Source organism: Burkholderia sp. Bp9004 (assembly GCF_003858025.1).
In the GTDB taxonomy this organism is placed as follows: Bacteria; Pseudomonadota; Gammaproteobacteria; order Burkholderiales; family Burkholderiaceae; genus Burkholderia; species Burkholderia diffusa.
Genome location: NZ_QTQD01000006.1, coordinates 206508 through 222488, shown reverse-complemented (window position 1 = coordinate 222488; position 15981 = coordinate 206508). Strand labels below are relative to the sequence as shown.

Here is a 15981-nt window from a genome sequence, read left to right as displayed (position 1 = left end):
AACAGTCGGTCACCACGCGGCAGGCCGGGCGCCGGGCCGCTATACTTCGACCCACCGGCCAATGCCACCGATGCAATTCGCCGGCCGTTTTTTCTCATCGAGTGCGATATCCGTATGAAACGTCATCTCTTTGCTTTCGTCGCGGCGGCCGCCGTGTCGGTTTCCGCTTTCGCGCAGAGCGCGCCCGTCGACATCGTCCGCAATGCGGTCGAAGGCACCGTCAACGCGATGAAGGCCGATCCGGGCGCGCGCGGCGGCGACATGGCGAAAGTCACGCAAGTCGTCGAGCAGCGCTTCCTGCCCGCGACGAACTTCGAACGCACGACCCGCATCGCGGTCGGCGATGCCTGGAAGCAGGCGACGCCGCAACAGCAGCAGGAGCTTTACAAGCAGTTCAAGCTGCTGATGACGCGCACCTATGCCGCGTCGCTCGCGCAGCTCGGCGGCCAGGACGCGAAGTTCTCGTTCAAGGCCGGCGGTGCGTCGGGCGCCGATGCGCTGGTGCAGTCGACGGTCACGACGCCGGGCGACAGCCAGTCGGTCGGCTATCGCCTCGGCAAGGTCGGTAACGACTGGAAAATCTACGACATCGACATGTCGGGCGCGTGGCTGATCCAGGTCTACCAGGGCCAGTTCAAGAGCCAGCTCGCGTCGGGCGGCATCGACGGCCTGATCGCGTATCTGCAGAAGCACAACTCGCGGACGAACTGATCGCCGCCAGTCGGCCGGCTGTTCAGCATGTCGGCATGCATCAAGGGCGCCCTCGGGCGCCCTTTTCGTTGCGGGTTCGCGGTGGCGGCGTCATGTTCGGCACGACGCAACGCCGGTGTCGGGGGGGCTACCGCCGCCGATGCTCGACCGCGAACTTGATCAGCTCCGCCTGCCCCTCGATCTCGAGCTTTCGCTTCAGATTGAGCCGGTGCGTTTCCACCGTGCGCACCGAGAGCCCCGTCTGCTGCGCGATCTGCTTGCTCGACAGCCCCTCGGCCAGCGCATCGAGGATGTCGCGTTCGCGCGGCGTCAGGCGGTCGAGCGGCGACGCGGTCGCGCTCGCCTGGATCATCCGCGCGGCGAGCCCTTCGCTGAAGAACGTCTGCCCCGTGAGCACCGCGCCGATCGCGCGCACGATCTCGCTCGCGGGTGAATCCTTCAGCAGATAGCCACTCGCGCCGGCGCGCACGGCCTGCGTCACATATTCGACGTTGTCGTGCATCGACAGCATCAGCACGCGAATCCCCGGAAAGCGCTCGTGAAAGACGCCGGCGAGCGTGATGCCGTTCATCCCGTTCATGCCGACGTCCATCAGCGCGAGATCGGGCTCGAGCGACGCGGCGAGCGCGAGCGCCTCGTCCGCGTTGCCGGCTTCGCCGACGACGGACAGGTCGGCCGCCTCGAGCCGCATCCGCAGGCCGTCGCGCACCAGCGGGTGATCGTCGACAAGCAGCAGTCGGGCGGCGGGCCGGGCGGTGTCGGGGGCGCTCATGGGCAAAGGTCTCCGGTTATGGGGCGCGTGGTCAGGCGGCGCGCAGCGGCACGCGCGCGGCCACGACGGTGTGGCCGACCTGCGACGTGATCGTCAATGTGCCGCCGAGCGCGTCGAGGCGCTCGCGCATGTTGCGCAGCCCGATGCCGCGGCGCGCATCGGTCTGCGACCGCTCGGCATCGAAGCCGCAGCCGTTGTCGGCGATGGTCAGCGTGGCGGAATGCGCGCCGACGTCGAGCGTGACGGCCGCGCGCGACGCCTGCGCATGATGCACGATGTTGCTGAGCGCTTCCTGCGCGATCCGGAACAGCGCCGTATTGACCGGCGCGGGCAACGGCCGCGCGCCGCTGTGCGCCACCTGCGTATAGCCGATGTCGATGCCGCTTTCCGTGCCGAGTTCGCGCACGAGCTGCTCGAGCGCGGCCGCAAGGCCGAGATCGTCGAGCATCGCCGGGCGCAGCGCATGCGAGATGCGCCGCACTTCGCGCAGCGTCTCGCCGAGACGTCCGACACCCGACGCGAGCGCCTGCTCGGCTTCGGGCATGCGCGTCGCACCGCGCTCGAAGCGCGCGAGCGCGGATTCGAGCATCAGCTTCGCGGACACCATCATCTGGCTGATCCCGTCATGCAGTTCGCGCGACAGCCGCTCGCGCTCCTGTTCCTGCGATTCGACGACACGCTGCGCGAGCTGCTTGAGCTTCGCGTCGGCGCTGCGCGACTCGCTGACGTTCAGCACCAGCGCGCAGACGGCGATCGCCGCCGCGCCGGTCAGCGCGATCGCGGTGAGCCAGCTCATCGTCCGCTCGATGTTCGCGGACGCGCGCGCGTCGATGCGTTGCAACGCGTTGTCGACGTCGTCGAGATAGATGCCGGTGCCGACCATCCAGCCCCAGCGTTCGAGCGCGACGACGTAGCCGAGCTTCGGCGCGAGCTTGCCCGTCGACGGCCGCTGCCACGTGTAGCGCACGTAGCCGCCGCCGTGCGACGCGGCGCCGATCAGCTGCTGGATCGTCAGCGCGCCCTGCGGGTCGCGCATCGACCAGTAGTTGTGGCCGACGCGCTCGGGCTCGCGCGGATGCATCAGCGCATTGCCGTGCAGGTCGTATACGAAGAAATAGCCGTCGGGGCCGAAATCCATCTTCTGCAGCATCGCGAGCGCCTGGGTGCGCAGCAGCGCGTCGTCGCGCGCATTGCGGCCGCTCGCGTCGTACAGCGGCATGATCGCGCTCGTCGCGAGCTCGACGTAATGCTTCAGCTCGACTTCCTTGCTCGACAGGTAGGCGGTCTGGATCGTCGCGTGCTGCGTGCGCGCGAGCGACGTCGCCTGCTGGCGCACGCCGAAGCCGATGCCGGCGATCGCGAGCAGGAATGGCACGATGGCCAGGAGGAAAATCTTTGCCTTGAGTCTCATGGTGGTGTGAAGCGGGCGCGGGCCGGCCGGCACATGTGTCGCGCGGCGGCGAGCCGACATTGTCGGCGATTTCGCCCGGGGTCGGCGGGGCGGCGGCCTGCCGGCCCGCCGTGGCTCAGGCGCGCCGCGGCGTGCGATCCAGGCTCTCGGCCGTCTGCACGACGACCCGGTTGCGCCCGCGTTCCTTCGCGCGGTACAGCGCGTCGTCGGCGAGCTTCAGCGCGGCCTGGATGCTGTCGTCGCGTTCCGGGTAGCAGGTCGTCACGCCGATGCTCGCGGTCAGGCGGTCGGACGAGCCCGTGGCGTGCCGGATGCCGAGATCGAGGATGCCGGTGCGGATCGCTTCGGCGATCGTCACGGCGCCGGGCGTGTCGACGTCGGGCAGCACGACGACGAATTCCTCGCCGCCGTAGCGGGCCGCATAGTCGGCCGGGCGCCGCAGGCAGCCCGCGATGCAGCGGCCGACCGCGGCGAGCGCGTCGTCGCCGGCCTGGTGGCCTTGCGTGTCGTTGTAGCGCTTGAAGTGATCGACGTCGACGAACAGCAGCGACAGCGCGTGTTGCGAGCGTGCCGCGCGGCGCCATTCGCGCGCGAGCGTGACATCGAGCATCCGGCGGTTGTCGAGGCCGGTGAGGCCGTCGGTGCGCGCGAGCGCCTGCAGTTCGGTTTCCGCACGGTGCCGCTTGCGCAGCTGCACGTCGAGCAGCAGCGACAAGCTGGCGAAGCCGAGCGCGAGCATGACCATCGCCGAACCGATCGGGATCGCACGGTCGTACCACGCTGCGTAGGTGTCGGCTTCCGAGCGCGCGACCATGATGATCAGCGGCACGTTTTCGAGATGCCGGAACACGTACAGGCGCCGCACGCCGTCGATCGACGCGGTATCGGCGAAGCTGCCCTCGTTCGCGGTCATGAAGTGCCGGAACGTGCTGGCCTTGCTGATGTCGCGGCCGACGATCGCCGGATCGTACGGCTTGCGCGCGACCATCCGGCCGTCGGTGTTGATCAGCGCGACGGAGCCGCGATCGCCGAGCGCCAGGCGCGAGAACAGGTTCTGGAAATATTCGAGCCGGATCGACATTACGGCGACGCCGCCGAATGACCCGTCGGGCCGCGTGATACGCCGGCTGAGCGCGATGCTCAGCGAGCCGCCGCGCAGTCGGGAATGGTACGGATCGCTGATGTACAGGCCGACGTCCGGGTGGTCGCGGTGCACCGTGAAATACGGTTCGTTGGCGAAGTTGACCTTGCGCGGCACATCGCTCATGCCGTCGACCGCGATGTCGCCGTTCGCGTCGAGCACGTAGATGCCGCCGAGATATTTGGCCGTCGTCGCGCGGTCGAACAGCACCTGGCGGCGCAGCGACATCGGCAGCCTGGCGACTTCGGGATCGTTCGAGCCGTCGACGACCGCCTGCAGCGACAGCGAATAGATCTCGATGTTGCGCTCGATGTCCCACGACGCCATCAGCGCGATGTTCTGCTGGGTGGTGCGCGCGATATCGCGTGCGTCGATACGGCCTTCGTACAGCACGATGGCGCACAGCAGCAACAGGAGCAGCGCGATCAGCAGCCCTGAATAGAAGATCAGGTGCGGCAGCAGGAACCGGCGAAATTGCGCGGCGATGCGGCCCGTCAGGCCGGATTCGCTGGGCATTGCGTAGTCGGTTTCTGCCATGGTTCGTGGATCGATGGGCATCTGCGCCAGGCGGCGGGCCGATGCGATTGTTCGTATGATTTGCCGGCGGCGATCCGGTATGCGGTCTCCGATGCGCATGCCGCCCGATCGACCGGGGAACGGGAGCCGATCATCGATGATTGCGGCCAGATAAACCGCAAAAATCACTCCGTTCACCGGGAGGATTGGCCGCGATCCGACGATCCGACGAATCGGGCGGCGCGGATTGATCCGAGTATAACGCGCGTATTCGTATGCGCGGAGAATGTTGCGGACCGTTGATCCGGATCAACTTATCGCCGTGGCCGACACTTGCCAATCGCGCGTGGAGTGTTGCGGCGCAAGGCTTTGCGCCAGGGGCAGGAGCGGCGCGAATTCCACGCTGGCCGGTTTTACTGCTTTAACGGCCGGTGAAGCAGGAACTTGAGGTCATGCGATACGGACCGATTATCCATTTCGGTATCCGCATGAATTCGCAGATGAAAAACGGGCGGCCACGATGGCCGCCCGTTTCGCGAAACCGCATGCGGGAAAGCCCGCATGCCAAGGGTTTACGCGCCGTGTTGCTGCGCCTTGTACGCGAGCCGGAACCGATGCAGCAGCGGCTCGGTATAGCCGCTCGGCTGCGACGTGCCCTGCAGCGCCAGCGCGCACGCGGCCTTGAATGCCGTCGACTGGTCATAGCCGGGCGCCATCGGGCGATAGTTCGGGTCGCCGGCATTCTGCTGATCGACGACGCGCGCCATCCGCTTGAACACGTCGAGCACGAACGCCTCGGTGATCACGCCGTGGCGCAGCCAGTTCGCGATGTGCTGGCTCGAGATGCGCAGCGTCGCGCGGTCTTCCATCAGGCCGACGTCGTGAATGTCCGGAACCTTCGAGCAACCGACGCCCTGTTCGACCCAGCGCACGACGTAGCCGAGGATGCCCTGCGCGTTGTTCTCGACTTCGCTCAGGATCTCGGCCTCGCTCCACTCGGCGCGTTCGACGACCGGCACGGTCAGCAGGCCTTCGAGCAGCGCGTCGCGTTCGCTCGCATATGGCGTCTTCTCGAGTTCCTGCTGGACGGCCTGCACGTCGACGAGGTGGTAGTGCAGCGCGTGCAGCGTCGCGGCGGTCGGGGACGGCACCCACGCGGTGTTCGCGCCGGCGCGCGGATGCGCGATCTTCTGCTCGAGCATCGCATGCATCAGGTCCGGCATCGCCCACATGCCCTTGCCGATCTGCGCGCGGCCGCGCAGGCCGGCCGACAGGCCCGCGAGCACGTTGTTGCGCTCGTACGACTGGATCCATGCCGACGACTTCATGTCGCCCTTGCGGATCATCGGGCCGGCTTCCATCGCGGTGTGCATCTCGTCGCCGGTGCGGTCGAGGAAGCCGGTGTTGATGAACGCGACGCGCGCGGCGGCCGCCGCGATACAGGCGGCGAGGTTCACGCTGGTGCGGCGCTCCTCGTCCATGATGCCCATCTTCAGCGTGTTGCGCGGCAGGCCGTACAGGTCCTCGATGCGCGCGAACAGCGTGTCGGCGAACGCGACTTCGACCGGGCCGTGCATCTTCGGCTTCACGATGTAGATCGAGCCCGTGCGCGAGTTGCGCTTCGCCTTCAGGTCATGCAGCGAGCACAGCACCGTGACGACGCCGTCGAGGATGCCTTCCGGAATCTCGTTGCCGTCGCGGTCGAGCACCGCGCCGTTGGTCATCAGGTGGCCCACGTTGCGCACGAACAGCAGCGAGCGGCCGTGCAGCGTCACCGTGCCGCCGGCCGGCGTCGTGTATTCGCGATCGGCGTTCAGGCGGCGCGTGAAGGTCTTGCCGCCCTTCGCGACTTCCTCGACCAGCGTGCCTTGCATCAGGCCGAGCCAGTTGCGATACAGCTGGACCTTGTCGTCGGCGTCGACCGCCGCGACCGAATCCTCGCAGTCGATGATCGTGCTGACCGCGGCTTCGAGCACGACGTCCTTCACGTTCGCGAGATCGGCGCGGCCGATGGGGGTCGACGCATCGATCTGGATCTCGAGGTGCAGGCCGTTGTGCTTCAGCAGGATCGCGGACGGTGCGCCTGCCGCGCCTTGATAGCCGACGAACTGCGCCGGCTGCGCGAGATGCACGACGCCCTTGCCGGTTTCGACGGCGAGCTGGCCGTCCTCCACGCGATAGCGCAGTGCGTCGCGGTGCGAGCCGCTCGCGAGCGGCGCCGCGTTGTCGAGCACTTCACGCGCGTAGTCGATCACGCGCTGGCCGCGCGTCGGGTTGTAGGCCGTGGTGCGTTCGGCGCCGCCGTCCTCCGGCAGCGCGTCGGTGCCGTACAGCGCGTCGTACAGGCTGCCCCAGCGTGCGTTCGCGGCGTTCAGCGCATAGCGCGCGTTCGACAGCGGCACGACGAGCTGCGGGCCGGCCTGCGTCGCGATCTCGCTGTCGACGTGCGCGGTGGCTGCCGCGACGTTCGACGGGACCGGCACGAGGTAGCCGATCTGTTCGAGGAACGCGCGATACGCGGCATGGTCGCGCACCGGGCCGGGGTGCGCGCGATGCCACGCGTCGAGTTCCTGCTGCAGGCGGTCGCGTTCCGCGAGCAGTTCGCGGTTGCGCGGCGCGAGGTCGTGCACCAGGGCCGAGAAACCGCTCCAGAATGCGGTCTTGTCGATACCGGTGCCCGGCAGTGCTTCGTTTTCAATGAACTGGCTCAGCGCTGGCGCGACTTGCAGTCCTGCTTGGTCGATCATCGTGATTCCTCCCGGGGAATGAAAAACGCGCGCGGATCAGGCCGCGACGCTTTGTGTGCCGGCGCGGGCGATCTGCGCATCCTGTTCGGACTTTACGCCAGACACACCGATCGCGCCCGCAATGCGGCCATCCACCGTCACCGGCACGCCGCCTTCGAGCAACCCCGTCAGCGGCACGCTCAGAAACGCCGTGCGGCCACCGTTGATCATATCCTCATACGCCTTCGTCTCGCGACGGCCGAGCGCCGCCGCGCGCGCCTTGTCCTGCGCGATGCAGGCGCTGGCCGCCGATGCACCGTCGAGGCGTGCGAACGCGAGCAGGTGCCCGCCGTCGTCGACGATGGCGATCGACACGGCCCAGCCGTGACGCTCGGCTTCCGCGCGGGCGGCGGCGAGCATGCGGTCGACGTCGGCGAGTTCGAGTTCGGGCTTCGTTTTCATGGCGTTCCTCCGGAATCAGCGGTCAGTTGACGAGTCGGTTGTCGACGAGCTCGATCCAGTGGCGCACGCGCGTGCGGCCCGCGCCGTTCAGGTGAGTCTGGCAGCCGATGTTGGCCGTGACAATCAGGTCCGGCCGTGCGGCTTCGAGCGCGTCGAGCTTGTTGTCGCGCAGTTTGGTGGCGAGTTCGGGCTGCGTCAGCGCATAGGTGCCGGCGGAGCCGCAGCACAGGTGGCCGTCGGCGACATTCGTCAGATCGAAGCCGAGCCGCGTCAGGATGCTCTCCACCGCGCCGCCGAGCCGCTGCGCGTGCTGCAGCGTGCACGGGCAATGAACCGCGACGCGGCGCTGCGTCGCATCGGCCAGCGCGTCGAGCGGCTCGGCCGCGATCACTTCCGCGAGGTCGCGCGCGAGCGCGCTGACGCGCCGCGCCTTGTCCGCATAGACAGGGTCGGAGCGCAGCAGGTCGCCGTATTCCTTCACGAACGCGCCGCAGCCGCTCGCCGTCAGCACGATCGCTTCCGCGCCGGCCGCGATCGCGGGCCACCATGCATCGATGTTGCGGCGTGCGCGTGCGAGCCCGGCATCCTGCGCGTTCAGGTGATATTCGGTCGCGCCGCAGCAGCCGGCCTCGCGCGCGGGCGTCACGCTGATGCCGAGCCGGTCGAGCACGCGTGCGGCGGCCGCGTTCGTGTTCGGCGACAGCGAAGGCTGCACGCAGCCTTCCAGCATCAGCACGCGCCGGGCGTGGCGCACGGGCGGGCGCGGCATGGCGGCGGGCACGGTGGCCGGGATCTTGTCCTGCAGCGCGCCGGGCAGCAGCGGGCGCAGCGCGCGGCCGGCCTTCAGCAGCGCGGCGAAGGTCGCCGGCCGCGGCACGACGTGACGCAGGCCGGCGCGCAGCAGGCGCTCGCGCGCCGGACGCCGCGCGCGTTTCTCGGCTTCCGCGCGGCCGATGTCGAGCAGCGTGTGATAGCGCACGCCGGACGGACAGGTCGTTTCGCAGTTGCGGCAGGTCAGGCAGCGGTCGAGATGCTGCTGCGTGCGCTCGCCGCACGGTTCGCCTTCGAGCATTTGCTTGATCAGGTAGATGCGTCCGCGCGGCCCGTCGAGCTCGTTGCCGAGCACCTGGTAGGTCGGGCAGGTCGCATTGCAGAAGCCGCAGTGCACGCACGCGCGCAGGATCGCTTCCGCTTCGTCGGCCCGGTCGAGGGCCTTGCTGGCTTCGCTGAGATTGGTTTGCATCGGCGGTTCGGAGTCGGGTTGGCGTCAGACGTCCGCGTACAGGCGGCCGGGATTGAAAATTGCATGCGGATCGAGCTGCGCCTTCAGCTGGCGATGCACGCGCAGCAGCGCGGGCGGCAACGGCTGGAACGGCTCGGACGTCGTGCCGGCCGTGAAGCAGGTCGCGTGGCCGCCCCACTGCGCGGCGAACCGCTGCACGTCGGCCGGTGCGGCGTCGGTTTTCAGCCAGCGCTGCGCGCCGCCCCAGTCGACGAGCACCGCACCGGCGAGCGCATCGAGCGGCGCGGCGGCCGGCACCGACACGCGCCACAGCGGGCGGGGATCGTCGAAGAACGGCAGCGACAGGTCGCGCAGCCGCGCCCAGAACCCGTCGTCGCGATCGTCCATGCGCTCGCCGCCGATCGTGTCGCGCGCGGCCTTCACCGAGCCCTCGCCGCCTTCGAGGCGCACGCGCAGCACGCCGTCCGCGTGGCAGGCGCCCGCGAGCGGCAGCCCCGCGCGCCGCCACCCGGCGACGCGTTGAACGGCTTCGCCCGCAGTGAGCGGCAACGCGAGATCGCCGGTCGCGCGCGGCTTCGGCAGCACCTTCAGCGACACCTCCGTCACGACGCCGAGGCAGCCGAAGCTGCCCGCCAGCAGCCGCGACACGTCGTAGCCCGCGACGTTCTTCATCACCTCGCCGCCGAAACGCAGATGTTTCGCGTGGCCGGTGATCACGCGGCAGCCGAGCACAAAGTCGCGCACCGCGCCGGCCCACGGGCGGCGCGGCCCCGACAGCGCGGCCGCGAACATCCCGCCGACGGTGGCCGCGCCGCCGAACGTCGGCGGCTCGCACGGCAGCATCTGGCCCGCCGCGTCGAGCATCGCGTCGAGTTCGGCGAGCGGCGTGCCCGCGCGCGCGGTGATGACGAGTTCGGTCGGGTCGTACGCGACGATGCCGCGATGCGTGCGCACGTCGAGCGTGCGGCCTTCGACGGCGCGGCCGACGAACGCCTTCGTGCCCGCGCCGCGAATGTGCAGCGGCTGGCGATCGTGGATCGCGGCGTCGACCTGTGCGACGAGCGCCGCGCTATCGTCGATCGATTCGGATTCGCGTTCGCGTCGCATCAGAAGCGCTCCAGTTCGGGAAACGGCAGCTTGCCGTGATGGACGTGCATCGCGCCGAACTCGGCGCAGCGATGCAGCGTCGGGATGTTCTTGCCGGGATTGAGCAGGCGCCGCGGATCGAACGCGGCCTTCACCGCGTGGAAGAACGTGATTTCGTCGGCGTTGAACTGCACGCACATCTGGTTGATCTTCTCGCGCCCGACGCCGTGTTCGCCGGTGATGCTGCCGCCCACGGCGACGCACAGCTCGAGGATCTTGCCGCCGAGCGCCTCCGCGCGGTCGAGCTCGCCGGGACGGTTCGCGTCGAACAGGATCAGCGGATGCATGTTGCCGTCGCCCGCATGGAACACGTTCGCGACCGGCAGCGCGTATTCGGCCGAGAGCGCGGCGATCCCTTCGAGCACGCGCGGCAGTTCGCGGCGCGGGATCGTGCCGTCCATGCAGTAGTAGTCGGGCGACATGCGGCCGACTGCCGGGAACGCGTTCTTGCGGCCGGCCCAGAAACGCTGCCGCTCCGCTTCGTCGCGCGCGACGCGGATTTCCGACGCGCCGGCCTCACGCAGCAGCGTGGCGACGCGTTCGGCGTCTTCGTCGACATCGGTCGCCGCGCCATCGAGTTCGCACAGCAGGATCGCCTGCGCGTCGACCGGATAGCCCGCGTGGATGAAGTCTTCGGCCGCACGGATCGCGAGGTTGTCCATCATCTCGAGCCCGCCGGGGATCACGCCCGCGCCGATGATCCGCGCGACCGCCGCGCCGGCTTCGGCGACGTCGTCGAAGCTCGCCATCAACACCTTCACGCTCGGCGGCTTCGGCAGCAGCTTCACCGTCACCTCGGTCACGATGCCCAGCATCCCCTCCGAGCCGGTGAACAGCGCGAGCAGGTCGAAGCCGGGGGCGTCGAGCGCGTCGGCGCCGAGCGTCAGCGTGTCGCCGTCGATCGTCAGGATCTCGACCTTCAGGATGTTGTGCACCGTCAGCCCGTATTTGAGGCAATGCACGCCGCCCGCGTTTTCGGCGACGTTGCCGCCGATCGAGCACGCGATCTGCGACGACGGATCGGGCGCGTAGTAGAGGCCGTGCGGCGCGGCCGCTTGCGAGATCGCGAGGTTGCGCACGCCGGGCTGCACGCGCGCGATGCCGGCATCGGGGTCGATGTCGAGAATCTTGTTGAACTTCGACATGACGAGCAGGAGGCCCTTTTCGAGCGGCATCGCGCCGCCGGACAGGCCGGTGCCCGCGCCGCGTGCGACCACCGGCACGCCGTGCGCGGCCGCGACGCGCAGCACCGCGCGCACCTGCTCGACCGTGTCGGGCAGCACGACCGCGAGCGGCACCGTGCGGTATGCGGCGAGGCCGTCGCATTCGAACGGCTTGAGCGCCTCGCGCTCGTGCAGCACGTCGAGGCCGGGCGCAGCCGCGTGCAGTGCGGCAACGAGTGTGTCGCGGTCGACGGTCGCCAGCGGGCCGTCGATCCGTTCGTCGTAGGTGAAACTCATCGTGTGTCTCCGTCTCCACCCTCTTCATCATGCAGGCGGCCGCGGGATGCGCGGCGCACCGGATGGACGGCATTCTTGGCGGGCGGAGGGGGCATGTCCAGACGCCGCCAGCGTGGTCATACCAGTTTTTCGAGGCGTGCCTGTCGAGGGGCATCGATCGAAGGGAAAAACCCAATCCAAACAAGGGATTGTGAGAAAATCGACGACATTCGCCAAAAGTGGTCATACCAGTATGGAAAAGCAGGATCGACACGCGCCGGCGCGCAATGTCGCCGACGTCGTCGCCGAGCGGATCGAGCAACTGATCGTCGACGGCGTGCTCAAGGCCGGGCAGGCGCTGCCGTCCGAGCGGCGGCTCACCGAGAAGCTCGGCGTGTCGCGCACGGCCGTGCGCGAAGGGATGAAGCTGCTGCGCGCGCGCGGGATCATCGACACGACGCACGGCAAGGGCTCGTTCGTCGCGAGCCTGACCCCGCAGCGCGAGGTTTCGCCGATGATGCATCTGCTCGGCTCGCAGCCGCGCACGCTGTACGACCTGTTCGAAGTGCGCGGGATGCTCGAGACCGAAGCCGCGCGGCTCGCCGCGCTGCGCGGCACGCCCGCCGACTTCATCCTGATCAAGCGTCGATACGAGGAAATGACCGCGGCCGACGCGCAGGATCTCGACCCGGCCGCGCGCGCGAAGCTCGACCATGCGTTCCATCTCGCGATCTGCGAGGCGTCGCACAATCCGGTGCTCGTCAACACGCTGCAGTCGCTGACGGATCTGCTGCTCAGTTCCGTGTTCGCGTCGGTGAACAACCTCTATCACCGCGAGCCGCTGAAGAAGCAGATCGACCGTCAGCACGCGCGGCTCTACAACGCGGTGACCGGGCGGTTGCCCGACCAGGCGCGCAAGGCCGCGAGCGAGCATATCCGGCAGTGCGTCGATTATCTGCGCGAGATCGAAGCGGAGGAGCAGCGGCTCGTGCGCTCGACGCTGCGCCTCGAAGGATGGACCTGAGCCGCTTGAACCGGCGTGGCCGTTGGCGCCGTGACGTGCATCAGGCATATTGCGCTGGTCGCGCGGTCTCATGGATCAATATGTCACAATGTGACCCATTTGATGCGTGGCCCGACACGACCGGTTTCGCCCTTGCGCGACACGCGCCTTCGCGGTTGACCGTGACGCGCCGCCAATCCTTGAAGGAGGACGCTGCATGTCGATTCCGACGCGTGGCGACGGGCCGGAGGCCCGCGCCGTCCAGATCCTGCATCGCCCCGTCTGCGACCTGCTCGGCTGTGCATGGCCGATCGTGCTCGCGGGCATGGGCGGCGTCGCGCGGGCGGAGCTCGCGAGTGCGGTGAGCGCCGCCGGCGGGTTCGGTTTTCTCGGGATGGTGCGCGAGCCGGTCGCGCTGATCCGGCGCGAGGTCGAAAAGGTGCGCGCGGCCACCGAGCGGCCATTCGGCGTCAACCTGATTCCCGCGTCGACGCCGACCGAATTGCTCAATGCGCAGATCGATGCGTGTATCGAGTTGCGTGTGCCCGTGGTTGCGTTGTTCTGGGATGTGATGCCGGGCGTCGTGCGGCGTCTGCGCGATGCGGGCGTGCGGGTGGTTCATCAGGTGGGCTCGCTCGACGATGCGCGCGCGGCCGAGGCGGCCGGAGCGCAGGCGCTGATCGCCCAGGGGCGCGAGGCTGGCGGCCACGTGCGTGGTGATCGGCCGTTGGCCGAGTTGTTGCCTGAAGTGATTCGCGCGACGCGGTTGCCGGTGCTCGCGGCCGGCGGGATCGTCGACGGCCCCGACGTGGCCGCCGCGATGGCGCTCGGTGCGCAGGGGGCGGTGATGGGTACGGCGTTCATCGCGACGCACGAATCGTTCGCGCATGCGTATCACCAGCAGCGGATCGTCGATGCGCGTGAAGGCGACACGCTGTTGACCGATATCTTTCACATCAACTGGCCGCGCGGCGCGCGGGTGCGCGTGCTGCCGTCGAGTGTCACGCGTGGCGAGCGCGGTGATCCGTTCAATGATGCGCGCGTGGTGATCGGCGACGAGGAAGGGCGGCCCATTTATCTGTTCAGCACCGACTCGCCGTTGCGTACGATGACCGGTGATTTCGAGGCGATGGCGTTGTATGCGGGCACGGGGGCCGGGCGAATTCGAGCGATCGAGTCGGCCGGCGAGGTGCTGCGCCGGATCGTGTGCGATGCGGCGGCGATCGTCGAGACAAGCGCGGCTTCATCGGCTGGTGAAGTGAATGAGGCGCGTGCGGCGTTGCTCGCGGCGCTCGATGAATTGCTGGAGGCGGAGCGGGCGGGGGCGCGCGTTGCATCCGAGACAGCGGCAGCGGTTACCGAAGACGCCGAACTCCACCGGCTGATCGCGCATATTCGGCAGGACGAGGCGCACTGGTGCAGCGTGCTGGTCGACGCGATTCAGACGCTCGGTGCAATGCCTACGCGTGCGACCGGTTCATTCTATGAAAAGGCGATGGCGATCGATGATCTGGCCGAGCGGATGGCGTTTCTGAACCGCGGGCAACGCTGGGTCGTGCGCAAACTGCAGACGCTGCTGCCGACGCTGGCGGATCCGGATATTCATCATGCGCTGTCGTTGATGCTGGTCGCGCACGAAAAGAATATCGGCGCGGTGGATGCGCGGTTGAGGGAGAGGGGGGAGGGGCAATGATTTGGCCCGCGTCGCTCTGACGAGCGCCTCCGTGGGCAAGCGATGCCGGCGTCAACGACGTTTTTCCCTCGTTTCAGGCCAGATGACGCTATTCGAGGGTTCCCAGTAAAATGCGCCTTCCGGAATTTCAGTCATTGCTTCGTCATGCATAGAATCGGATTCTTCGTTTGCCGTGGCTACGATGCGCTTGATCTTGGCGGGCCGTTGTCGGCTTTCAATCAGGTGGCCACAGCTGCCGGCCATACGCCATACGAGCTTCATGTCATCTCGCGATCCGGAGGCCTGGTTCATGGCAATACGGGCCTTTCGATCGAGACGATGCCGATCGGAAGGCGCGCGTTCGATACCGTCATTTTCGTGGGTGGTGATATCGATCCGATGCAGACATCGGAGAATATTGCCGCGGCCGGGAAATTGGCCGCCAAGGCCTCGCGCGTGGCGAGCGTGTGTACGGGCGCCTTTCTGCTTGCGGAAACCGGCTTGCTGGACGGCTTGAGAGCGGCGACCCACTGGCGATACGCTACGCAATTGCAGTCGCGCTTCCCTCGCATCCGGGTCGACGGCGACAGCATCTATATCGAGGATGGCCGCGTCTGGACGTCGGCGGGCATCGCCTCCGGGATAGACCTGGCGCTCGGCATCATTGAACGCGACATGGGCGCGGAGATTGCGCGCGCCGTGTCCAGGCTTCTGGTGGTTCCGTATCGTCGACCAGGAGGGCAGTCCCAATTCTCCGCCATGTCGCGGATGGAGCCGGAATCGGATCGCATCCGCATCGCACTGAATTTTGCGCGGGAACATCTCGCTGAAGCCTTGCCTGTCGAGCGGCTCGCTGATGCCGCAAGATTGAGTTTGCGGCAGTTCGGACGCGCTTTTCGCCGGGAAACCGGTGAAACGCCTGCCAGGGCGGTCGAGCGCTTGCGAGTCGAAGCTGCGCGGCTGCGCCTGCAGGGAGGCAGCGAACCGATCGAACAGATTGCCCTGGCTGTGGGATTCACCGATCCGGAACGGATGCGGCGGGCCTTCATCAAGCTGCATGGGCACCCACCGCAGGCGATTCGGCGCGAGAGCAGATCGAACGGTGCGCGCTGATCGACTGCCGGCCGATCAGCGTGCTGCGTGGTCAATGTCCCGCTGGCGTTCTATCGACGCGTGGGAACGTGACGCACCAGTTCGACGGGCGCTCACTGTGCGGCGCTTCTGACCGGACCGTAGTCATTCCACATGTCGCGGTGCAGCTTCCACACGCCGGCCTGTTTCACGAAGACGAGAATCTGCTTGGCGCGGATCCGGAGCTTGCCGTCGTGGTCGCGGACTTCCGCATCCGAAACTTCCGTCACGGTCCGGTCGTCACCGTAGAACTCGTCATGACTGAACGATACGGTGCCGGGTTTCGATCCGGCGTACCCCTTGGCGAAGTACTCGGTGATCGCACGGCTTCCCGTGACCTTGTCGCCTCCGGGCGGCAGGAGCGTGCCGTCATCGGTATAAAGGCGGCCAATCGCCTCGTAGTCTCCTCGCGCAAAGGCATCCGCCCATCGCGCGTTCTCGGCCTTGATGGCCGCTTCGGGCGGGCGTTGCGAACCGTCGGCGATGGCGGGCGCGGTGAATGCAAAAAAGGAAGCGCAGGCTGCAAGCGCAGCGGTGCAAGAACGTATCTGTTTCATCGAGTGATGTCGAACTGACTTGAGTTGAAAGGGCGGCGCCACGTGGGCGGG

Annotated in this window: 14 protein-coding genes; 4 read left to right on the top strand and 10 right to left on the bottom strand. The window is 67.8% G+C overall.

Going from position 1 to position 15981, the window contains the following annotated elements:
- Positions 1-114 precede the first annotated feature (114 nt).
- Positions 115-711, top strand: a complete 597-nt coding sequence (locus DIE08_RS10040) for a phospholipid-binding protein MlaC (RefSeq protein WP_124629529.1) — start codon at positions 115-117, stop codon at positions 709-711.
- A gap of 127 nt (positions 712-838) precedes the next feature.
- Here DIE08_RS10040 and DIE08_RS10035 read toward each other — a convergent pair whose 3' ends face one another.
- The 8 genes from DIE08_RS10035 to glcD form a co-directional block, all read right to left on the bottom strand.
- Positions 839-1483, bottom strand: coding sequence for a response regulator transcription factor (locus DIE08_RS10035; protein ID WP_059680172.1), 645 nt, complete (start codon positions 1481-1483; stop codon positions 839-841).
- 31 nt (positions 1484-1514) lie between these two features.
- Positions 1515-2894 (bottom strand): cache domain-containing protein, encoded by a 1380-nt coding sequence (locus tag DIE08_RS10030; protein WP_124901783.1) that lies wholly within the window; start codon positions 2892-2894, stop codon positions 1515-1517.
- A 115-nt stretch (positions 2895-3009) separates the two neighbouring features.
- Positions 3010-4572 (bottom strand): sensor domain-containing diguanylate cyclase, encoded by a 1563-nt coding sequence (locus tag DIE08_RS10025; RefSeq protein ID WP_124901782.1) that lies wholly within the window; start codon positions 4570-4572, stop codon positions 3010-3012.
- 551 nt (positions 4573-5123) lie between these two features.
- Complete coding sequence (locus tag DIE08_RS10020; protein ID WP_124629532.1) at positions 5124-7298, bottom strand: malate synthase G; 2175 nt, start codon at positions 7296-7298, stop codon at positions 5124-5126.
- Positions 7299-7334: 36 nt separating this feature from the next.
- Positions 7335-7739: a heme-binding protein gene (locus DIE08_RS10015; protein WP_059604661.1), complete on the bottom strand. Its 405-nt coding sequence runs from the start codon at positions 7737-7739 to the stop codon at positions 7335-7337.
- 22 nt (positions 7740-7761) lie between these two features.
- Positions 7762-8982, bottom strand: coding sequence for a glycolate oxidase subunit GlcF (gene glcF, locus DIE08_RS10010; RefSeq protein WP_124901781.1), 1221 nt, complete (start codon positions 8980-8982; stop codon positions 7762-7764).
- Between the two features lie 24 nt (positions 8983-9006).
- Positions 9007-10089, bottom strand: coding sequence for a glycolate oxidase subunit GlcE (glcE, locus tag DIE08_RS10005; protein ID WP_059604667.1), 1083 nt, complete (start codon positions 10087-10089; stop codon positions 9007-9009).
- Positions 10089-11588 (bottom strand): glycolate oxidase subunit GlcD, encoded by a 1500-nt coding sequence (gene glcD / locus DIE08_RS10000; RefSeq protein ID WP_124901780.1) that lies wholly within the window; start codon positions 11586-11588, stop codon positions 10089-10091. Before glcD ends, glcE begins: the two co-directional genes overlap by 1 nt.
- A 232-nt stretch (positions 11589-11820) precedes the next feature.
- Here glcD and glcC point away from each other — a divergent pair, with 232 nt between their 5' ends.
- Positions 11821-12591: a transcriptional regulator GlcC gene (gene glcC / locus DIE08_RS09995; protein ID WP_124901779.1), complete on the top strand. Its 771-nt coding sequence runs from the start codon at positions 11821-11823 to the stop codon at positions 12589-12591.
- A gap of 196 nt (positions 12592-12787) precedes the next feature.
- Complete coding sequence (locus DIE08_RS09990) at positions 12788-14263, top strand: nitronate monooxygenase (RefSeq protein ID WP_124901778.1); 1476 nt, start codon at positions 12788-12790, stop codon at positions 14261-14263.
- A gap of 51 nt (positions 14264-14314) precedes the next feature.
- Here DIE08_RS09990 and DIE08_RS36150 read toward each other — a convergent pair whose 3' ends face one another.
- Complete coding sequence (locus DIE08_RS36150; RefSeq protein ID WP_260436502.1) at positions 14315-14524, bottom strand: hypothetical protein; 210 nt, start codon at positions 14522-14524, stop codon at positions 14315-14317.
- Between DIE08_RS36150 and DIE08_RS09985 the strand changes: the two genes are divergently transcribed.
- Positions 14468-15355 carry a GlxA family transcriptional regulator gene (locus tag DIE08_RS09985; protein ID WP_260436501.1) on the top strand — a complete coding sequence of 296 codons (888 nt, stop codon included), beginning with the start codon at positions 14468-14470 and terminating at the stop codon, positions 15353-15355. The genes DIE08_RS36150 and DIE08_RS09985 overlap by 57 nt on opposite strands.
- A 92-nt stretch (positions 15356-15447) precedes the next feature.
- Here DIE08_RS09985 and DIE08_RS09980 read toward each other — a convergent pair whose 3' ends face one another.
- Positions 15448-15930: an SgcJ/EcaC family oxidoreductase gene (locus tag DIE08_RS09980; protein WP_059604682.1), complete on the bottom strand. Its 483-nt coding sequence runs from the start codon at positions 15928-15930 to the stop codon at positions 15448-15450.
- Between the last annotated feature and the right edge of the window lie 51 nt (positions 15931-15981).